This is a genomic window from Thermodesulfobacteriota bacterium (genome assembly GCA_026415035.1).
Taxonomy (GTDB): domain Bacteria; phylum Desulfobacterota; class BSN033; order BSN033; family UBA1163; genus RBG-16-49-23.
The window spans coordinates 208,366-228,985 of sequence record JAOAHX010000002.1; the positions used below are offsets into that span (position 1 = coordinate 208,366).

Consider the following 20,620-nt stretch of genomic DNA (forward strand, 5'->3'; position numbering starts at 1 on the left):
GACCTTCTCAACGTCAAGTCTTCTGGCCGAAGAGCCCCCAGGGCCTGAAGACCAGGACGAGGATCAGGACGATGAATCCAAAGATATGCCGGTACATGGTCGAGATGTAGGCGGCCCCTAAATTTTCAAGGATGCCGAGGGCCAACCCTCCAACGACACACCCCTTCAAGGATCCCATCCCGCCCAGGACCACCACCACGAAGGCCGTCAGGCTGACGGCCGAGCTCCCGGTGGGCGTGACCGGGAAGATGGGTGCGATGAGGACGCCTGCGGCTCCCGCAAGGGCCGCTCCCAGGCCGAAAGAGATCATGTTGACCCTCCAGTGGTTCACCCCCACCAGAGCGGCCATGCCCCGGTCCTGGGAGATCGCTCTCACGCTCTTTCCAAACCAGGTCCGTTTGATCAAATAGAAAATGGCAAGGAGGATGGCCACCGAAACCCCGAAGGAGAGGAGCCTCTGGTTTCCATAATGAAAGAGACCGAAGAGGTTTGTGGCCCCGGCCAGAAGGCTGGGAGGCTTATTGGGATAGGGTCCGAAGATCAGCAACGCGGCGTTCTGCAAGACGATGGAGAGGACAAAGGTGATGATGAGGGAGTACATCTCGTCGCCGTAGGTGGGCCGGATCAGGGTCCGCTCCATGATTAGCCCGAGGAGAAAGATGAAGCCCACCGAGAGGGGCATGGCCAGGAGGGGAGGAAGCCCGAGGGTGACGCTCAGGTGGTAGCTGAAGTAACCCGCGAAGATATAAAGCTCCCCGTGGGCGAAGTTCACGACCCTCATGATCCCCACGATCAGGGAGACGCCGATCGCGGAAATGGCGTTGATGACGCCCATCACGATCCCGTTGGTCAGGTACATCAGAAATTCAGCCATAAAGGTCCTCAGCGAAAGGGGTCGGAGGGGGAGGAGCCCCCACCCCGATCTCCGACCCACGCTCTCTTATTTTCCCCTCTTGAGGGTTCCGGTGGCTGCCTCTTTGGGGTAGACCACCACCTGTTGCTGATCCTGCCACTGGACCACCAGCATGGGGGGCATCCACTGATGATACTCGTAGGTGCCCTGCTTCAACCCGAACTTGACCACTCCCGTGGTCACCTCGAGATTGGTCTTTTCGAGGGCATCGACGATGGCCTCGTTGTTGGTCGATTTGGCCCTCGCGATGGCATCCGCGGCGATCAAGACGACATTATAGATCGATCGGCTCTTGTAGTCCGTGGGGTCTTTCCCGAACTTCTTCTTGTAGTCTTCCCAGAATTTCCGGCTGGTGGGGGTCAGATGGACCTTCTCATGCATGCTCGACATGAAGAGTTCCAAATCCCCTGCCTTTCCCACGTTCTTCCAGAAGGTATCCCAGAGGCTCGGAGGGCCTGCGCCGTCCAGGATGAGGGCTTTGGGGCTTAATCCCACCTCGTGGGCCTGGGCGACGAAGAAGTGAAGGCCGGTGCCATATATATAGGCGAGGATCAGGTCGGGATTTTCCGCCTTCAGCTTGGTCAACTCGGTGTAGAAGTCTTTGCTCTCCCGTTCCACCTTCAGGGTCACAAAAGGGATCCCCATATTCTTCATATTCGTTTCGGTCCGCTCGGCGATCCCTGCCCCCCAGTCCGAATTCTCCCTCACGATGGCCACCTTCTTAAATCCATGCTCCTTGACGAAGGGAGCGATGTAGAAGTCGACGACCCCGCTGTTGACCGGGCCTGCCCGGAAAACATACCGGTAATTCTTTTTGGTGATGTCATCGTGCCAGGCTTCGCAGATGATAAAAGGAACTTTATACCGATTGGCCACCTCGATCTGGGCCAGGGCCGAGGAGGAGTGGCTCTCTCCCACGACGATGGGGACTTTGTCCCGGGTGGCCAGTTTTTCGAAGGCGGCGGCCGCCTTCTCCGGGACACCGCCCGTGTCCTCGAAGATCACCTCGACCTTCTTCCCCAGAACGCCGCCTTTGGCATTGATATGGTCCAGGGCGATGGCGATCCCCTCTTCAAAGGCCTTTCCCGTGGCGGCAGCCGGTCCGGTTCTGGGGCCCACCACGCCGATCTTGATCGTCTCCTGAGCCATGGCCCAGGATCCCATGACGAGGAACAACCCAAAAACCAGTGCAACGATTCGTTTCATCTCAAACCTCCTTGGAGAGAGGACCTCTCCTGCTGTCCTTAAGGTGACATTGCCGAACCCTTTGAAGACCGTTAACGCCAACTGCCTTTAATCTCTCTTTGGACGAACCCTCACCCCCTTCCCCTTCAGAGCTTTCCCAGTTTTTTTAGATCCTCTGCCACCTGATCCAGCCCCAGTTCCCTCAATTTGGCCTCGGTGGGGATCCCGTTTCGGTTCCACCCTCGAAGGTCGTAATACTCGTCGAGCATCCGGTTCACCTTCTCTTCGGTGAGATGGAGCCCTTTGGCCGGACCCGAGGGCATAGGGTCATAGACGCGGCCCGGTGGGAGGTCGTAACTCCGACCGAAATCCTCGACCTCCCTTGCCCAGAAGGCCCGCGTCAGGTTCCAGACCTTTTCTGAGATCCGGAAGAGATCCTCTCTCGAGTATCCCAATCCGGTCACCGCGTTGAATGCCCTGACATACTCTTCAAAATCGACCTTCACCTCCAGCCAGGGGAACCGGCAGACGCCGAACATCTCCATGAGGGGCCGGAGGGTCTGAAGGTCTTTGACCAACTTGGCCCGGCCCTCCACGTTGTCCCTTCCCATATCCATGTCCTGGACGATCGCCCAGGAGCGGGTGTGTTGGGCCCCGATGTCGGAGGTCATGAAGGAGAGGAGCATGGCGGGCGCCCCCCGACATTCATAGGCCGAAAATTCCAGCCCCTTGACGTGGAAGGCGAAAGATTCGCTCTGGCGACCGATCCTCTTGGAGAGGGCGCGGGATCCCTTGGCCAGCTCTTTTCCCGCCCCTTCCTGATAGGCGATCTTCTTCAGCATGCTCTTGACCGCCTCGAGGTTCCCGAAACGGAGATCGATGCCGTCCAGGTCCTCCGGCTTCAACAGGCCCTTCTCCAGACACTCCATCGCGAAGGCGAGGGTGCCGCCGGCAGCGATCGTATCGATGCCATAATCGTCACAGAGGTAATTGAGGTACTGAACCTCTTCGATGTCGTCGAGGAGGAGGTTCGAGCCGAGCATTCCGATCGTCTCGTATTCCGGGCCGTCGATGTAGGTGCCGTATTTAGGGGAACGGGTATAATTGGCGCAGTTCAGGGGACACCCGAAACAGGCCTTGTCCCGGACGTGGATCTTCTTTCGCATGGTTTCCGGGGCGAGGGCCTCCTCTTTCTCATAATCGCCGTAATTGAAGTTTTTGGTGGGCAGCACCCCCATGCCTTGGCACCAATCCGTGATATCGGTCGTGCCGTAGAGCCGGAATCGTTTGAAGTAGGGCTGGGCGATGATATGTTTCAACACGCGCTTCGTGATCTCGACAAGGCCCTGTGGGTCGTAAAGGGAGATCCCCCCTGTGCCCCGGACGGCGATCGCCTTGAGTTTCTTGGACCCCATCACCGCGCCCATCCCGCATCGACCGGCCTGTCTTCCATACTCATGGTTGATGTTGGCAAACCTCACCAGGTTTTCACCCGCTGGGCCGATGGTGGCGATTTGGAAATCCTCCCCGAGGTCCTTTTTCAATTCGACCTCTGTGGCGAGGGCTCCCTTGCCCCAGTAGGCCCGGGCCTCTCGAAGTTCTACGCGGTCATCCTCGATGTAGAGGTAGACCGGTTCTTCCGAGGCCCCTTCCAGGATGATCATGTCGTAGCCTGCATATTTCAGCTCGGCCATGAGAAAGCCGCCTAAGTTGCTGTCGCCGTAGCCACCGGTCAGGGGAGATTTGGTTCCGAAGACGATCTTGGCCGCACTGGGCCAGAAGGTTCCCGAAAGGGGACCCGTGGCGATCAGGAGTTTGTTTTCGGGGCTGAGGGGATCGACGCCCCTGGGCAACTCCTCGTAGAGAAGCTTTGCGATGAAACCTCTCCCGCCCAGCCAGTCCCTGGCCAGCTGAGGGTTTAGAGGCTCCTTCTCGATTTTCCTCCCGGTCAGATTGACTCGCAGGACCGTGCCACCGTATCCGTATCTTTGGTTCATGATTCCCTCCAGCGAATGGCCTCGGGAGCGCAGACCGTCACGCATTCCCCACAGAGGTCGCACTTGATGGGGATGGGGATGTCCCGATGGGTATAAAGAACTCCATAAGGGCATTCCTCGATGCAGACCTGACAGAAGGTGCACTTTTCGGGGTCGATCACCAGGGCGCCCTCCCTTTCGGAGATGGCCTCGACCGGACAGACTTCTTTGCACCGGCCGCATTGGTTACAGACCTGAATTTCAAAGGATCCGGGAGCGGGGAATTTCCGCTTGATATGGACGGCCGATTTCTTGGGGTTGTTCTCCCGGAAATGGGCGAGGCCGCAGATCAGTTCACAGAGGGAGCAACCCGTACAGCGTTCGTGATCCAGGAGCAGTTGCTTCATAAGACCTCCTTGGCAAGCCGGGAAAAGGTCTTCTGGAGAAGATCGATGATCTCATCGATCTGAGGCTCTTCGATAATCAGGGGAGGCCCGACCATCACCATGTCGCCGTTGATCCCATCGACGAAACCGGTCCCCGGATAGAGGACGAGGCCATTTTCGAAGGCCAGGTCGATCACCCGTTCGGTAAATCTCTCGGCCCTCGGGAAAGGTTCTTTGGTCTTGGGATCTTTGACGAATTCGATGGCCGTCATCAGCCCCTTGCCCCTCACATCGCCCACAAAGGGAAAGGCCTTGAGTTCTTCGAGCCGTCTCAGAAGGTAATCGCCCTTTTTCGGACAGGCTTCGATCAATTGATGCTCCTTAATGAAACGGAGGACCGCATGGCCCACGGCACAGGCCACGGGGTGGTGAGAGAAGGTATGGCCGTGGACGAACCCACCGGTCTTCTCCTTCAGCCGATCGACATACTCCTTTCGGGTGATCATCGCGGAGAGGGGAAAGTAACCTCCGCTCATCCCCTTTCCGAGGACCATGATATCGGGCGATATCCCCCAGTGTTCGACCGCGAACCATCGCCCGGTTCGACCCATCCCTGTCATGACCTCGTCGTCGATCAGAAGGATCCCGAAGCGGTCACAGATCTTTCGGATGGTCGAAAGATACCCTTCCGGAGGGACGAGGGCCCCGATCGTCGCGCCGCCGATGGGTTCAAGGATGACGGCCGAGATCGTCTCCGGCCCCTCCATCTGGATGACCTGTTCCAAGGCCTTGGCGCATTCGAGATCACATTTGGGGTAGGTGAGGTTGAAGGGACACCGGTAACAGTAAGGGGGAGGAAAGTGGGGGAAGTCGATCAGGAGGGGAAGATAGGGCTTCCGCATCCCGACCCGGCCGGTCAGGGAGAGGGCCCCGAGGGTATTGCCGTGATAGCTGTGCCATCTGGAAACGACCCGCCATCGCTGGGCCTGGCCCGAATCTAAGAAGAATTGTCTGGCGAATTTGATGGCCGCTTCGATCGATTCGGAGCCTCCGGAGAGGAAGTAGATCTTCTCCATCCCCTTCGGGAGGACCTGGCTGAGGGCCTCGGCATAGGCCTCGATCGCTTTCGTCGTGAATTGGGTTCCGTGAACGTAGCCCACCTCGGCCATCTGATCCACCATCTGTTGGAAGATTTCCCGGTGGCCATGACCGATGTTCACAACGAGGGCTCCCCCCGAACCATCGATATACCTCTTTCCGTCCTCATCGTAGAGATAAATGCCCTCCCCGCGGACGGCCACCGGGTAGGAGCGGCCTAACTTTCGGTAGAAGACATGACCTTCGGGATATGCGTATTTCATGGGGCCTCCTTTCGATAGCCCAGGGTATAAGAGATCCGATTCGCGGTCTCAATGGCTTTCTGGGCCAGCTCGGTTTCGAGCCTTTTCAGGTCGACCCTGCTGGAGGGGACGGCGATATTGACCGCCGCGATCACCTCTCCCTGGGCATTCCTGACCGGGGCAGCCACCGAACGGAGCCCGATCGAAAGTTCCTCATTGTTGATGGCGAATCCGGTGCGCCTCACCTTGTCCAGTTCCCGCTTCAGGGCCGATTTGGAGACGAGGGTGAAGGGGGTGCGAGGTTTCAGCTTCATTTCCTTCAAAAGGGCCTCTAATCTTTTGGGGGGGAGGAAGGCGAGGATCGCCTTTCCCATGGAGGTGCAGTAGGCCGGAAGCCTGGAGCCCACCTCGAGATTGATGTTGAGGATCTGCTGGGTCTTGATCCGCTCGACGTAGACGATCTCCGTGCCGTCGAGGATGGCGAGGTTGACGGTCTCGCCGATCTCTTGGGAGGTCTTTTCGAGGTGGGGGAAGGCCACCTTCCGGAGGTCCGAATGCTTGGCGATCGATAGGCCGAGCAAGAGGGCCCGCTGCCCCAATCGATATTTCTTCGTAGCCTCCTCCCGGTCGAGGTATTTCAAACTCAGGAGGGTATAGAGGAGGCGCTGGACGGTGCTTCGGCTCAGGTGGAGATGCCGGGACAGTTCGGTCAGGGTCAGGGGAAAGGGGCTTTCGGCAAGGGTGGAGAGGAGGTTCAACCCCCTCGAGAGGGACTCGATGAAATTTCTGGAGGGGTCCATGGTATTACCGCAATGCGGTACTAATTATCGGTATTTCACCATCTCTTTATCCCATCAGGGGACCTTTGTCAAGGCCCTCGTTGCGATCTCCCCTCCGTGGCGCACCCCTGAGGGCAAGGGGGATTCTCCCCGGCCAGACCGGAAAGCTTCGTCGAATCCTTCGTCAGAATTGTCGAGCCCCCTTCCTTTTTAAGAAGTTCCTCTGGAGGGTCGCCTGGCGAGAAACCTTTTCTAACTGCCCAATGAGATTGAGAAAAGAAGAGAGGCCTACAAGGGGAGATTCCGCTCGGGAAGGATTGGCACAAGGGTTGCTGAAAGGAAGATCAAAAATCCAAAAAAGGAGGTAAAGGGAGATGAAGAAGCGTTGGGTTTTCGTCAGTCTGATGGTTTTGGTCATTCTCGCCGCCGGGTCGGCCTATGCTTACGGCCCCGGTTGCGGTCCCTGTTGGAAAGGTCCATGGGGTGAGGCTTGGGCTGCTGGCAAGGGAGTGGATTTAACCCCTGACCAGAAGGCGAAGCTTCAGGAGTTAAGGCAGAAGTTTACCTCCGAAACGGCGAAGCTGAGAGGAGAACTTCTGACCAAGAGGTTAGAGCTCCAATCCCTCTGGACCAATCCTAAGGCCGATCCCAAGGCCATCGCCGAAAAGGAGAGGGAGTTGAGGGAGCTCCAGAACCAGATGAGGGAGAAGGGGCTTCAGCATCGATTGGAGGTCCGTCAGATCCTTACGCCCGAACAGATCGCAGGGTTTGGCTTCGGCCGCGATTTTTGCCCCGGCCCTGGCTTCGGCCCTGGACCGAAGAGAGGCTCCGGTTTTGGATGGGGCAGGGGGCCTGGACAGGGACCCTGTTTCTGAGAGAAGTTTCCTCATAGGACCCCAAGGAAGGGGAAGGGCCGTCGGTTCTTCCCCTTTTTTGACAAATCGAAACCTTTCCGATATCCTTATTGGACAGGGCCCCTCTCCATGAAACTCCTCATCGCGCTGTTGGTCATTCTTCACCTTTCGTCGTTCCCCATCCAAGCCGAGGGTCAGGGGATGAGGCCGTGGAGGAAAGAGGGGAGGTGTTTAAGGGCCTCGGAGCTCAACCTCACCTCAGAGCAGATCAAGGGGCTGCAGCATCTTCAACAGAGCTATCTCCAGGAAACTCAGACCCTTCGGGCACAACTCATTGCCAAACGGATCGAATTGCGAGAGCTTCTCACGAACTCCTCTTCAAGGATGGAGATCATCCGGATGAAATATATGGAACTCGCAGAGGCCCAAATTAGAATGGAGGAGAAGACGATCGACTATCTGATCAAGATTCGTCATCTCCTCACTCCCGAACAACTCCTTCTCTGGTGTCCGGAGGAGGAGTTCCCCATGCCTCATAAAACGATGCCCGGGCATCGACCCTTTAAGCCGATGCCCCCGATGAAGATTCCGCCCCCCGAAGAATAGAGGGATGAGGGTTGCTCTCGAAAGGGAAACGACAGCCTACAAGCCAGAGCATCTCTGCCGTCTATCTCGCGATCTTCACGGGAATCCTGTTTGTCATTCTCCTCATCAACGGCTTTCTCGAAATCCATCGGACGAAGAAAGGATTCTACCTCCTCCTGGAGCGGGAGGCAACGGCCCTCATCCAGCACTTCGAGCAGAACCTTTCGGAACTCCTCCACATCCTTCAGACCTCCCAATCCCTTTATGGCATGGAAGAATCGATTTTGGAGTATCTCGTCGATGCCCTCCGTCGGATCGACCAAATCGATGGAGGAAAGACGCCCTCCCCCTCCGATCTCCAATCCCTTGCCCACCAGTATGATTTGGCCTCGATCGAACTTTATGACCTTCAGGGAAACCTCCTCCGATCGTGGCCCTCTCCTCCTTCTCTTCCCCTCCCCAGCCCCCGCTCTCTTTTGAGGGAGGTCATCGAGCAAAGACGAACCCTCGCAACGGATCTTTTTGGCCGCCCCCTGAAGGAAGAAGCTCTCTTCTCCCTCGCCATGGAAAGGAAGAATGCTTCCGGCATCACCGTCATTCGACTCGGAGGGAGGACCGTCAAAAGATTGTATCGGCAATTGGCCATCCAGAGGGCCATCTCCGACCTGGGCCTCCGGGATGGGATCCTGTATTTTTCGGTTCAGGATGAAGACCTGACCTACCTGGCCCACACGAACCCGGAATCGGTCGGTCAAAAGGAGGAGGACCCCTTTTTGAAAGGGGTCTTCGGGAACCCCAAACCCGTTTCCAGAACCTATCGGCCCAAGGGCGAAGACGAGGTTTTCGAAGTGGTGAAGGCCTTTTCTCTGAACAGCCATCCGCCTGGGTTGATCCGCATCGGATACGCCTCTGAAGAGGTCCGCCCCCTTCTCGATCAGACCAAAAGGAGCGTGGGGCTCTCCATCTTCTTCTTTCTCGTCTTGGGGGTATCCGCGACCCTTTTGATCTGGGTCAACCAGAACCGAGCCTTTCTGAAACTTCGGGAGATGGAAGGTCGAATGCGTCTGGCCGAGAGGCTTTCTTCTCTCGGCCATCTGGCCGCAGGGGTGGCCCACGAGATTCGAAATCCCCTCAATGCCATGAGCATGGGGCTTCAGAGATTGAAAAGGGAATTTCCCCCTCGGGAGGAACCCTTGCGGGGAGAATTTCTCTCCCTGGCCGACATCATGCTCAAGGAGACCCGGAGGGTCAACGAGATCGTCGAACAGTTCCTGGGCCTTGCCCGGCCCTTCGACCTCAAGTTGAAAGAGGGGTCGCTGGAAGCCCTCCTGAGACATCTCGTCCGGCTCTTTCAGGAGGAGGCTTCCAACCGGGGGATCACCCTCCTGCTCTCGCAGGGAGATTCTCTCCCCATCGTGAGGATGGATGAGGAGAAGTTGACACAGGCCTTGATCAATATTATGAAAAATGGAATGGAGGCCATGGAAAACGGTGGGATCCTCCGGATCGAGGCCCGTCCCTCCAAGGATCGGGTGGAAATCTCCTTCACCGACTCCGGTCCCGGGATTCCAGAAGATCAGATGGAGAAGATCTTCAACTATTATTACACGACCAAGGAGAGAGGGGTTGGATTGGGGCTCCCGATCGCCCACCGGATTATCGAAGCCCACGGGGGCCAGTTAAGCGTAGAAAGCAAGGTCGGAGAGGGGACGAAGGTGACGGTCATCCTCCCTCTCAAGGGGGAGGGGGCCACTTAAGGCATGGAGAAGGCAAAGATCCTCATCGCTGAAGATGAGGCCTCCCAAAGGGAACTCCTCGAAGGATTCTTGAAGAAGGAGGGGTTTTCCGTGGAGACGGCCTCGAAGGGCAGAGAGGCCCTCGAGAAGATCGAGGCCGACTTTTTTGACCTCGCCCTTCTCGATTACAAGATGCCCGAACTCGACGGGCTTCAGACCCTTCGCGAGATCCGGAGACGATTTCCGGACCTTCCGGTGGTGATGATGACCGCTTACGGGACCGTCGAGACCGCGGTGGCCTCGATGAAAGAGGGGGCCCTCGATTATCTCACCAAGCCGATCGATCTCGAAGAGCTTCTCCTCATCATCCGGAAAACGCTGGAACGGTCCAACCTGATCCGGGAGAACCGGGAGCTGAAGGCACGGCTTCAGGAGAGGTATGCCTTCCAGAACATCATCTCGGCGAGTCCCAAGATGGAGGAGGTCATGGGACTGGTGGCTCGGGTAGCTCCCAGCCAGGCCACCGTCCTCATCCGGGGCGAAAGCGGGACGGGGAAAGAGCTCATCGCCAATGCCATCCACTACGCGAGCCCCAGGGCCGATAAGCCCTTCCTCAAGGTGAATTGCGCGGCCATCCCGGAGACGCTTCTCGAAAGCGAGCTCTTCGGCCACGAGAAAGGGGCCTTCACCGGCGCCCTTCAGAAAAGGATCGGCCGGTTCGAAGAGGCGGACGGAGGGACCCTCTTTCTGGACGAGATCGGAGAGCTTCCGCCTACGACCCAGGTCAAACTTCTCAGAATCTTACAGGAGAAGGAGTTTCAACGGCTTGGCTCAAACATCAGCCTCCGCGTGGATGTGAGGGTGATTGCTGCGACCCATCGGAACTTAGAGGAGGCCATAAAGAACGGCTCCTTCCGCGAAGATCTTTACTACCGGCTCAATGTGATCTCGATCCATCTGCCCCCCTTGCGGGAGAGAAGAGAGGACATTCCCCTTCTGATCGATCACTTCCTGAAGAAATACTCCGAGCTCAATCGGAAGAAGATCCAGGACCTCTCCAAGGAGGCGCGAGCCCTCCTCTTACGTTATTCCTATCCTGGAAACGTTCGGGAGTTGGAAAACCTCATCGAACGGGCGGTGGTGCTCTGCCGCGGTCCGGTGATCACCCGGGAGGACCTCCCTTTTCACCTGCAGGAGGGGGTTCCTGAGAAGGATTGGAATGTTACAAAGAAGATGAAGACCCTACCGGAATCCCTCGAGGAGGTGGAGAGGGACCTCATTTTGAAGGCCCTCCACCAGCACCAGGGGATCCAGACCCGGGCGGCCGAAAGCCTCGGGATCAGCGAAAGGGTTCTCCGATATAAGATGAAGAAATACGGGATTCGGCCCTCTTAACCTGCGGGGGAGAGGTCTCCAAATCTCAGAGGTTCGAGATGGCCTACTATCGCATCCAGTTCGGATATGGGTTCCCACCGGTCATCAAAACCCTGATGATCCTGATGGGAGCCTTCTTTCTCCTCCAGATGCTGGTCAGCCATCGGATCGAACTCTACCTGGGCCTCGTCCCCATCCTGGTCTGGAAACGCTATTTTCTCTGGCAGCTCGTCACCTATCTTTTCCTTCACGGAGGAATCGCCCACCTCCTCCTGAATCTTCTCGCCCTTTGGTGGTTCGGGGGAGAGCTGGAGAATTACTGGGGGTCTAAGAAGTTTTTGATCTACTTCTTCTTCTGCGGGATCGGGGCTGCGCTCTGCACGGTGGTTTTCACCCCCCACCAGATGGTCCCCGTGGTCGGTGCCTCCGGTGCCATTTACGGAATTCTGCTGGCCTTCGGCTGGCTCTTTCCGAACCGTCCTATCTACCTATATTTCCTCTTTCCCATCCCTGCCAAATATATGGTAATCCTATTCGGCCTCATCGCTCTTCTCTCCTCCGCCGAGGGATCGGGGGGGAGAATCGCCCACCTCACTCACCTGGGGGGCCTCCTCTTCGGCCTTTTCTATATGGGTTATCCCTGGGTTCGGAGAAAGATTCGTCGAGAATATTACAAATGGAAGTGGACCAGGCGAGGGCCGAACCGCTGGGACGGATATCACTGAAAGACCGCAGAGGCGATCCTCCCTGAGAAGAGGGAAGAGGGGACATGATCCTGATCGGGACCAGCGGCTATAATTACCCCCACTGGTGGAACGGCGTCTTTTATCCCTCCGATCTTCCTCAGAGGCAGTGGCTCGAATTCTATGCCCGGTCCTTCCCTACCGTTGAACTCAACGTGACCTTCTATCGGCTTCCCAAGAGGGAGGTCTTCGAGGGGTGGTATAAACGGACCCCGAAAGGTTTCACTTTCGCTGTCAAAGGAAGCCGTTTTATCACTCACGTCCAGCGCCTGAAGGAGTGCAGAGAACCCCTCACCCTCTTCTTCGATCAGGCCTCCCCCTTGAAAGAGAAGATGGGGGTCCTCCTCTGGCAACTTCCCCCTCGGTTTCCTTTTGAAAAGGAGAGGCTCGAGGCCTTCTGTGGGCTTCTTTCGACCCTCCCCGGATCGAAATCGATCCGCCATGCCTTCGAATTTCGGGACGAATCCTGGCTCTGCGAGGAGTGTTTCAGGATGCTCGAGACGTTTCGATTCGGATGTTGTATCTCCCACGGCTCAAGGCTTCCCTACACCGAGAGGGTGACCGCCGATTTTGTCTATCTCCGGCTCCACGGTGGCGAGGTCCTCTATGGGTCCAATTATTCGGATGGGGAGTTAAAAGAGTGGGCAAGAAAAATTAAAGGCTGGGTCGGGAAGAAGGGGGATGCCTTTGTCTATTTCAATAACGATGCCCATGGGTTCGCGGTGAAGAATGCCCTTTCCCTTCAGCGACTGATAGAATCCCCCGGGCCGCCCTCATGACCCCGTCCGATCCAGGTGCGTCCTGAGGAAAAGAAGACCGGAAAGAAATGGCTCCTCTGTCAGCCTCCGGGTCACTTTGGGCCGATGAGGAGGATGACCGTGGTCCATCCAAAGAGGAGGATCAAGAAGATGATGAACTCTCTTACCAATTGGCGATCCATAAAGGCTCCTGGCTCTTACGCGAAGAGAGCGATTGCCTTTTTTCCCGAGATGGTGTATGGAAAACACAGTTCAAGGTCAGACTGGGGTTTATTATGAGAAAAAAGGGAGGGGATTTCAAGTCCATTGGGTCTATACTTTCCTTGCCGTTTGGGATGGGGCTTCTTTGGCTTTTGAAGTTCAGGAAGGATTAACTCGTCTGGGCGAGGACCGCTTGGGGGTAGGGAGGAGAATCCAAAAGGAGAGGGAGCCGTGGAGAGAAAGCCCTGCTTCGGATCGATCCGGGAGGTCACCCTAAAAGGCGGATTTACCAAAACCGATGCCAAACCCGAGTGCCGGGAATGCGAGCATTTCAGGGATTGTCTGCGGGACGGGAAAAGATTGGCCGAGGAGGAGGATCAGAGGGAGGAGTTGAGAAAACAGAACATGATGGCCAAGATCATCGACCTTTCGGCCGTGTTCTCCAATGACCTCGGTAGTTGCCTTCTGGAGTTCCTCAACCGAATTTATGACTCTCCCCTCGGGATGATCCTCTTTCGAAACCTTGTCATCTTTTACGAACTCCCGGAAGACGAGCCCTCCATCCCTCTCACCATCCCCATGAGCAAGGAAACGCTTGAGCTCCTTCAGAGCGAAGAGGACGGGGCACTGGGGGGCACCCTTCCTGGTGAAAGCGGCCCCTCAAGGAATCCCTTTTTTATTCGACTGGTTTTGATCAAACGCTCCTTCCCGAACAACCGGAAGGCCAATGTCGGACTGATCGCCCATGAGGTGGTCCGGATGTTTTCGAGGGACGATTCCGGCCTTCGGCAGATTCGTAAGACCCTCGGAGACTCTGAAAGGGAGTTGTTCAAGAAGATGGATGACCGGCAGCGGATCCCTTGGCTCATGAAGCGGTGGGGATTTCAGGAAGAGCTGGAGGCGATGAGGCAGGCCCTTTCAGGTCTCCAACCTTGAAACATGGGTCAAAAGCCTCCGGGCCTCGGAATGAGGCCGGCGACGACGAGCAAGTTCAATTCTTCCTCTCCGGTGTTGGTCAATTCGTGATAATGGCCGATGGGGATATGGATGGCGTCGCCCGCCTTTACCTCATTGAGCTCCTCTCCGACCTGCATGAGCCCTCTCCCCTTCTGAATGATATAAATCTCCTCCATGGGATCCACGTGGCCCAGGAGTTTATTGCCAGGGGGCACGGAGGCATGGGCCAAAAACATCATGGTCTTCAGCGTTGGGTGGGTGAGGACCATATGGGCGATGCCTCCTCCGTGGGCGACGTAGCGGGTGGCTTTGACTTCAGGATGGGCAAGATTTCTCAAGATCATACGGTCGACCCCTTCAACCAAGAGGAAGATGAAAAGATTCTCAGGAGACCACCTGCTGATTGACCCTCCGTAATACTTCCTCGGCTTCTCTGACGATTCGTTCGATCAGCTCCTTGCAAGTCGGGACGTCCCTCATCAGCCCGATGGCCTGGCTTACGGGCAACACGCCCGTTTCGAGGTCTCCTTGCTCGATCGCGATTCGAAGCTTTTTCAACCCGATCGCCTGTCGGGCAAGTTCCTGCACCCCTCGTTGTTTCAAGCCCCCGAGAAGGAGTTTATAGAAGGGGACCTTGAGCTTTTTTCTCATCTCGAGGGCGGTCGAAAAGGCTTGGGAAAGAGAGGGTCTTTCCAAGGCCATCTTCATCGCCGCCTCATTTTTTAGCCATCTGCCAGGGAGCCCATCGATCTTTTCCGAGCAGAGGGTGTCCTCCATGCCTGCCTTCAGGCAGAACTCCTTCGCTTTTTCATGCATCGCGCACTCCTTGGTCAACATGAAGCGGGTCCCCATGGAGATCCCGTCCGCTCCAAGAACCAGGGCCGCTGCCAGTCCCCTTCCGTCGCAAAATCCCCCAGCGGCGATGATGGGAAGTTTGGTCTGACGGGCGATGGTATTGATCAAAACCATCGTGCCCACTTCTGCCCCATGGGCGGCCGCCTCGTGGCCCGTGACGATGAGGGCATCCGCCCCATCCGCCTCGGCCTTGCGGGCATGTTTCTCGAGGGCCACCGTGGCCAAGACTTTTCCCCCATATTCATGGGCGGCCTTGATAATCCAATCTCCCTTCCCCAGGGCGAAGTTGATGATGGGCACCCTCTCCTCGAGGGCGACCTCGATATTTTCTCTCGCATTGGGCATGACGAGCGTGGCGTTGACTCCGAAGGGTTTGTCCGTCAAGGATCTTATCTCCTTTATGACTTCCTTCACCTGAGAGGGGGTATAGACGACCGAGTTGAGCATCCCCACCCCACCGGCATTCGATACGGCGGCCACCAATTTGGGTAAGCTCACAAAGGCCATCCCTGCAAGCATGATCGGGTGCTGGATGCCCAAGAGTTCGGTCATTCTCGTTTTCATCGGGAGCCCCCTCGGAGATGGATGATGGAGATGGGAAAAAACGTAAATATTATCCCTGAATTGCAACAATTTTGCAATTATGCTCTAATAGATGGGGAGCGTTTCCATCCGCCGATTCGCCCCCTCCTCGGGGCTTTTGCTGTAAAAATTTCTTGTAGTTTGATGTCGAATGTGCTAACAATCATTCACAATATGAGATAGGTGCCGTTGGGGAGGTGAGCCGATGGGCCTTTACAAAGTGGTCTTTTTAGGTCTGAAGGTGGCTGGACCCGAAGAGGAGGCCCGGTTACTTCAGGGGCTTCAGAAACGGTTTAACCTTACTCCGGAGAAGGCGGAGAACCTGCTTCAGAGGGTTCCCATCGTGGTGAAGAAAGGCATCTCCCGGGAGGAGATGGAAAAGTATGTGAGGGCATTCGAAGAGATCGGGGGGAAGGTGAGGGTAGAAGAGATGCCCTCCGAGGATTTGCCTGGGATTTCCATAGAACCTGAACCCCCTCCGCAACCCAAGCCGGCTGCCAAACCCGAACCGAAGCCCTACACGGGGCCGATGGTCACTTGCCCCCAATGTGGGCACCAGCAACCCGACACCGGCGAGTGCTTTAAATGCGGATTGGTCATCTCCAAGTACATGGAATTTCAGGAAATGGCCCGATCCATCGAGGGTCAGGTCCGAGAGATATCGACCGAAGAGAAGGTCTCCCCTTGGGAGAGCGGAGAGGGCTTCCTCTGGGCTTATTTAAGGACCACGAGGGAGGCCCTTTTCTCCCCCACAGCCTTTTTCAAAAAGGTGTCGTCCGGAGAAGGCTATTGGTCTCCCCTCATTTACGGGATCATCTGCGGGGTGATCGGAGTTGGGCTCTCGATGGTCATCCAGTGGTTCTTCTTTTCCGCCCTCATCCCGCCCCAACTCCAGGCCTTTATTCCCTTTAACCTCCTCTTGGGTCTCTCCCTGATAGGGATTCCGCTTATGGTGGGATCCTCCATTTTCATCGGGAGCGCCATCACCCACCTCTGCCTCATCATCGTGGGCGGAAATAGAAAGGGATTCCAAACCACCTTTCGGGTCATCTCCTATTCTTACTGCGGACAACTCTTCAACGTCGTGCCTTTTATCGGAAATTTGATTGCCTCTGTCTATATGATCGTACTCATCATCATCGGCGTGAGGGAAGGTCACCGGATTACCACCGGCAAAGCGGCATTTGCGGTTCTCCTTCCACTCATCGTCATCTTTGGATTGGGAATCCTCGCCGCCGTCATGATCCCGATATTCTTGGGCGGGTTGGGGTTATTCAGAGGTGTGGGCGTTTAAACTGAACCCACCGCATTCGGTTCCTCAGAAAGGGGCTTGGTCGCCCCTTTCTGCTTTTTGATGCAAGGAGGCGAGGGGGCCCTGATGGCAAGAAGAAAGACCACATCAAGAGATCCGGAGTTGACGACAGAGATCCTGGGGTTGCTCGAAGAGGAGAACCGTCCCCTTCTTTTGAGGGAGATCCTCCAGGGCCTCGGCCTGTCGAAAGAGGAGAGGCGGTTCCTGAGAGAACGTCTGAGGGACCTGGCGGAAAAGGGGAAGGTGATCAGGATTCGGGGAAACCGCTACGGCCTTCCCACGAGGATGGATTTGGTGGTGGGTAGGCTCAAATGCCATCCCGATGGGTATGGGTTCGTCATCCCCGAGGACGGGGGGGGCGAGGACATCTTTATCAAACCGAGAAATTTGAAGGAGGCCATGCATGGCGATCGGGTCGTCGTCAGGGTCGAATCGGTCAGGAGAAAAGGGAAAGAGGGAAAGATCATCCGGATCCTCGAGCGGGGATGGAAGAAGGTGGTCGGGAAATTTATGAAGGCAACCCATTACGCCTACCTCGTTCCGGAGGACGAAAGGCTTCTTCAGGAGGTGATCATTCCAGAAGGACAGACGAAACGGGCCAAGCCCAACCAGATCGTCGTGGCCGAGATTACCCGCTATCCCTCCGAGAGGGGAAGGCCCGAGGGAAGGGTGACCCATATCCTCGGTTACCCGGATGATCCCGAGATCATCCCCCAGATCATCATCCATAAATATGACCTTCCTTACCGATTTCCCTCCTCGGCCCTCAAAGAAGCAAGGGCATTGCCTCCCTCCCCGGCCGAGGAGGATGAATCGGGCCGGACCGATCTCAGGGGGATCCCCACCTTTACCATTGACGGGGAGAATGCGAGGGATTTCGACGATGCCGTCTCCATCGCCAAAGAGGGGACAGGCGGGGTGATCCTCTATGTTTCGATCTCCGACGTGAGCCACTACGTGGAGGAGGGGAGCGCTCTGGATGAAGAGGCCTACCTCAGGGGGACGAGCGTCTACTTCCCCGATCGGGCGATCCCGATGTTTCCGCCCGAACTCTCAAACGAGATCTGCTGTCTCCACCCCCGGGTCGACCGGTTGACCATGACCGTCGAATTGAGGTTCGATGACAGGTTGGAGCCGAAGGGGTTTCGCATCTATCCGAGCCTCATCCGGAGCGACGAGAGGCTGACCTACACCCTCGTCAAGAAGATTCTCCTTGGCCGAGACGAAGGGTCGGTCGAAAAATTCAGGCCTCTGGTTCCCTCTTTAGAACTAATGGCCTCTCTCGCTCAAAGTCTCCGAAGGAGAAGGATGGAGAGGGGGACGCTCGATTTCGACCTGCCGGAGCCGGAAGTCATCCTCAACCTTCAGGGGGAGGCCGAGGAGATCGTCCGTTCGGAGCGGAACCTGGCCCATCAGATCATCGAAGAGTTCATGATCGCGGCCAACGAGGCCGTGGCCCGCTTCTTGGAGGAGAAGGGCGTCCCCTGCCTTTACCGGATCCACGAGCCACCCTCCGAAGAGGCGATGGAGGAGTTCCGAACCTTTGTCTCCCATCTGGGGTATGGCCTGAGATGGGGAGAGGACATCTCTCCAAAGGACCTGCAAAGAGTCCTCGAAGAGGCCAGGGGCCGGCCCGAGGAGGGGGTGATCAATCACGTCCTCCTCCGGTCGATGAAATGGGCAAAATATTCTGCCAAAAATCTCCGACATTTTGGCTTGGCCTCCGAGGCCTATACCCACTTTACCTCTCCCATCCGAAGATATCCAGATCTGATCGTCCACCGCCTCTTAAAGAAGGTCCTATCTGGAGGCCGAATCGAGACCACGGAGGAGGAGCTGGCCAAGAAGGCCGATCACCTTTCCCACCGAGAGAGGGTCGCCATGGAGGCCGAAAGGGAGATCCTCGATCGGTATCGGGTCCGCTTCATGAAGGACAAGATCGGCGCGGAATTTGACGGGGTGATCAGCAGCGTGACCGCCTTTGGCTTCTTCGTCGAGCTCAGAGATATTTTTGTGGAGGGGTTGGTCCGGTTGACCAGCCTCCACGACGATTACTATCATTTTCTGGAGGACCAATATTGCCTCATGGGCGAGAGGACCCGTAAACGGTTCAGGGTCGGAGACCCGGTCAGGGTGAGGGTGGAGCGGGTCGATATCGAACGGAGGCATATCGATTTCGGGTTGATTCGGAAGACGAAAGCGGAATAGCCAAGGGAAATGAATTGACAGGGACTGTCAGGATGATAGAATAGGGATTCGGAGCTAAAAAGCGATGAAGGATTTTAAAAGAGAGATCCAACGGATTGCCTCCCGGTATGGTCTCCAGATGATCTATGTTTTCGGGAGCAGGGCCAAAGAGGTTCTGGCCCTCGTCGAGGGAAGGATCGAACGGCTCTCTGCCGGCCCCTCCGATTTGGATATTGGGGTGAAACCCAACAAACCCCTTACCGTGGAAGAGAAGGTTAGAATCGGCCTCTTCTTCGAAGACCTTTTCGAAGTGAACAGGGTCGATTTGATCGTCATTCCAGAAGCCCCCGTTTTCTTGGCCCTCGAAATCGTGACGGGGGAGATTCTTTATGTCCACGATTCCAGCTATGAAGCGGAGTATCAACTCTATATCATGAGGCAGGCAGCCGATCTTTTGCCCTATGAACGGATGAAACAGAGAATGGTCATGGGCGATTGAAGATGAGTCCGGGAGAGATCGATCCAAAAGTGATTTCCCAGCGGGCCTTATGGATCCTCCAGATGGCGGAGGCCATCCAGGACCTCCATCCGGAAGACAAAACCCTTTTTTTAGCCGACAGGCACAAAGTGGCAGCCGCAGAATCGTATTTAAGGCGGGCCTTGGAGGCCCTTTTTGATATGGGAAGACATATCCTTGCAAAAAAGTTCGCCTACCCGGCTACGGAATATAAAGAGATCGCAAAGGGCCTCTCTGAAAAGAAGGTTCTGGGATTAGAAGAGGCCACGTTGATGCGAGACATGGCAGGGTATCGAAACCGGATGGTCCACTTTTACCGTGAAATCACCCCCGAAGAACTTCATGAGATATGTCTATATCATCTCGGTGAAATTAAACTCCTCTCCGATAAAATCGTCCAGTGGGTCAAGGATCATCAGGACAGACTCGGAAATCCTTAAAGCCCCCGCCACTCCCAGAGGGCCACAGCCCCACTTTCCAGAGTTTTTCAGCAACCCGACCTTTCAAATTCGCAGGCGTTTGACGGTATCCGTCTTGGGATTCATGCGTCCCAAACCGGATTCATGGGCCAGCTGAATGTAAAGAACCTGGTGAGGTTTTACGTTCAGCAGATCGCAGCAGAGGGCATCCAGCGCGACCATGTCCTTGCCGGCGTATACCCTGTTCGGATGGATCACTCTTCCAGGGCCAAAGGGCCCCCGCTCCGTCAGGATGGTGGTGGCATCGACCAGGCAGAGAGCGGGAGAAAAGATTGATGCAAGGTCCACAATGGCCTGGTGCAAGTAGGTATCTCCTTTATGGAAGCCCCAGTTGTCATCATTCGTTCCCATCAGATTCTTGATACATCCCGTGACCCGGGTGTAGCTATGCTGTTTGAAGATGGGCATGTTGATGAGACGGTCAGCCTCCAGGGCGTCCCGGATCACGGTCACTTCTTTTCTGGCCCGGGGTTTGGGAACGCGGATGGTTACCCAGTCACGCTTCGAATCCGGATATTTCATCCGTCCTCCCGAAGCCTCGACACTCTCGATAATCCCGGTCCCAAGCCATCGATCTTTACCGTGACAGGAAGCTACGCTTACCGAAGAGGCCCCTGCCGATAGACAAAGCCTAACGGTCTCAGCGACGATATCCGGGTTGGTCGTGACTCCCCGACCGATCCCCTGAGGGTTAGGAAGGAGAACAACCCTGTCACCCCTGCGAATAAACCGCTCAATTCCCCCTAGAAGGCGGATGGCCTCCCGGACCTGGCTGGCGGGATTTGTTCCTTCGACCACGGCGATTCCGGTTTCCTGCTCGGCTGCCTTCCCTCCAACTGGAAGAAGGGCACCCCCGCCCATAACGCCAGCCAACAGGGTCATCTTCTTCAGGAATTCTCTC

20 protein-coding genes are annotated in these 20,620 nt (G+C 56.3%); 11 read left to right on the forward strand and 9 right to left on the reverse strand.

Annotation, left to right across the window (positions count from 1 at the left end):
• Positions 1–13: 13 nt before the first annotated feature.
• The 6 genes from N3G78_02505 to N3G78_02530 form a co-directional block, all read right to left on the reverse strand.
• Complete coding sequence (locus tag N3G78_02505) at positions 14–874, reverse strand: branched-chain amino acid ABC transporter permease (GenBank protein ID MCX8116788.1); 861 nt, start codon at positions 872–874, stop codon at positions 14–16.
• A gap of 66 nt (positions 875–940) precedes the next feature.
• Positions 941–2,119, reverse strand: coding sequence for an ABC transporter substrate-binding protein (locus N3G78_02510; protein ID MCX8116789.1), 1,179 nt, complete (start codon positions 2,117–2,119; stop codon positions 941–943).
• Between the two features lie 125 nt (positions 2,120–2,244).
• Positions 2,245–4,095 carry an aldehyde ferredoxin oxidoreductase family protein gene (locus N3G78_02515; protein ID MCX8116790.1) on the reverse strand — a complete coding sequence of 617 codons (1,851 nt, stop codon included), beginning with the start codon at positions 4,093–4,095 and terminating at the stop codon, positions 2,245–2,247.
• Positions 4,092–4,481: a 4Fe-4S dicluster domain-containing protein gene (locus N3G78_02520; protein MCX8116791.1), complete on the reverse strand. Its 390-nt coding sequence runs from the start codon at positions 4,479–4,481 to the stop codon at positions 4,092–4,094. Before N3G78_02520 ends, N3G78_02515 begins: the two co-directional genes overlap by 4 nt.
• On the reverse strand, positions 4,478–5,821 hold the full coding sequence (locus N3G78_02525) for an aminotransferase class III-fold pyridoxal phosphate-dependent enzyme (protein ID MCX8116792.1): 1,344 nt from the start codon (positions 5,819–5,821) through the stop codon (positions 4,478–4,480). The genes N3G78_02520 and N3G78_02525 overlap by 4 nt, the downstream gene beginning before the upstream one ends.
• Positions 5,818–6,600: an IclR family transcriptional regulator gene (locus N3G78_02530; protein ID MCX8116793.1), complete on the reverse strand. Its 783-nt coding sequence runs from the start codon at positions 6,598–6,600 to the stop codon at positions 5,818–5,820. Before N3G78_02530 ends, N3G78_02525 begins: the two co-directional genes overlap by 4 nt.
• Positions 6,601–6,953: 353 nt before the next feature.
• On the opposite strand from N3G78_02530, the gene N3G78_02535 reads away from it, so the two are divergent.
• From N3G78_02535 to N3G78_02565, 7 genes are all read left to right on the forward strand, one after another.
• On the forward strand, positions 6,954–7,454 hold the full coding sequence (locus tag N3G78_02535; protein MCX8116794.1) for a Spy/CpxP family protein refolding chaperone: 501 nt from the start codon (positions 6,954–6,956) through the stop codon (positions 7,452–7,454).
• Between the two features lie 180 nt (positions 7,455–7,634).
• Positions 7,635–8,039, forward strand: a complete 405-nt coding sequence (locus tag N3G78_02540; GenBank protein ID MCX8116795.1) for a periplasmic heavy metal sensor — start codon at positions 7,635–7,637, stop codon at positions 8,037–8,039.
• 11 nt (positions 8,040–8,050) lie between these two features.
• On the forward strand, positions 8,051–9,775 hold the full coding sequence (locus tag N3G78_02545; protein MCX8116796.1) for an ATP-binding protein: 1,725 nt from the start codon (positions 8,051–8,053) through the stop codon (positions 9,773–9,775).
• A gap of 3 nt (positions 9,776–9,778) precedes the next feature.
• Positions 9,779–11,149 (forward strand): sigma-54 dependent transcriptional regulator, encoded by a 1,371-nt coding sequence (locus tag N3G78_02550; GenBank protein ID MCX8116797.1) that lies wholly within the window; start codon positions 9,779–9,781, stop codon positions 11,147–11,149.
• 38 nt (positions 11,150–11,187) lie between these two features.
• Positions 11,188–11,853 carry a rhomboid family intramembrane serine protease gene (locus tag N3G78_02555; GenBank protein ID MCX8116798.1) on the forward strand — a complete coding sequence of 222 codons (666 nt, stop codon included), beginning with the start codon at positions 11,188–11,190 and terminating at the stop codon, positions 11,851–11,853.
• A 44-nt stretch (positions 11,854–11,897) separates the two neighbouring features.
• The gene (locus N3G78_02560; GenBank protein MCX8116799.1) at positions 11,898–12,650 is read left to right on the forward strand and encodes a DUF72 domain-containing protein; all 753 of its coding nucleotides are present in this window, start codon (positions 11,898–11,900) and stop codon (positions 12,648–12,650) included.
• A gap of 411 nt (positions 12,651–13,061) precedes the next feature.
• Positions 13,062–13,766: a hypothetical protein gene (locus tag N3G78_02565; protein MCX8116800.1), complete on the forward strand. Its 705-nt coding sequence runs from the start codon at positions 13,062–13,064 to the stop codon at positions 13,764–13,766.
• 8 nt (positions 13,767–13,774) lie between these two features.
• On the opposite strand, the gene N3G78_02570 is transcribed toward N3G78_02565, so the two are convergent.
• Positions 13,775–14,131, reverse strand: a complete 357-nt coding sequence (locus N3G78_02570; GenBank protein ID MCX8116801.1) for a cupin domain-containing protein — start codon at positions 14,129–14,131, stop codon at positions 13,775–13,777.
• Between the two features lie 40 nt (positions 14,132–14,171).
• Positions 14,172–15,272, reverse strand: coding sequence for a nitronate monooxygenase (locus tag N3G78_02575; protein ID MCX8116802.1), 1,101 nt, complete (start codon positions 15,270–15,272; stop codon positions 14,172–14,174).
• Between the two features lie 157 nt (positions 15,273–15,429).
• Here N3G78_02575 and N3G78_02580 point away from each other — a divergent pair, with 157 nt between their 5' ends.
• From N3G78_02580 to N3G78_02595, 4 genes are all read left to right on the forward strand, one after another.
• On the forward strand, positions 15,430–16,518 hold the full coding sequence (locus N3G78_02580) for a YIP1 family protein (protein MCX8116803.1): 1,089 nt from the start codon (positions 15,430–15,432) through the stop codon (positions 16,516–16,518).
• An 84-nt stretch (positions 16,519–16,602) separates the two neighbouring features.
• On the forward strand, positions 16,603–18,744 hold the full coding sequence (rnr, locus tag N3G78_02585; GenBank protein MCX8116804.1) for a ribonuclease R: 2,142 nt from the start codon (positions 16,603–16,605) through the stop codon (positions 18,742–18,744).
• A gap of 64 nt (positions 18,745–18,808) precedes the next feature.
• Positions 18,809–19,222, forward strand: coding sequence for a nucleotidyltransferase domain-containing protein (locus N3G78_02590; GenBank protein MCX8116805.1), 414 nt, complete (start codon positions 18,809–18,811; stop codon positions 19,220–19,222).
• A 2-nt stretch (positions 19,223–19,224) separates the two neighbouring features.
• A complete protein-coding gene (locus N3G78_02595) occupies positions 19,225–19,680 on the forward strand; it encodes a DUF86 domain-containing protein (protein MCX8116806.1) in 456 nt (151 codons plus the stop codon).
• A gap of 63 nt (positions 19,681–19,743) precedes the next feature.
• Here N3G78_02595 and N3G78_02600 read toward each other — a convergent pair whose 3' ends face one another.
• The gene (locus N3G78_02600; protein MCX8116807.1) at positions 19,744–20,580 is read right to left on the reverse strand and encodes a DUF362 domain-containing protein; all 837 of its coding nucleotides are present in this window, start codon (positions 20,578–20,580) and stop codon (positions 19,744–19,746) included.
• Between the last annotated feature and the right edge of the window lie 40 nt (positions 20,581–20,620).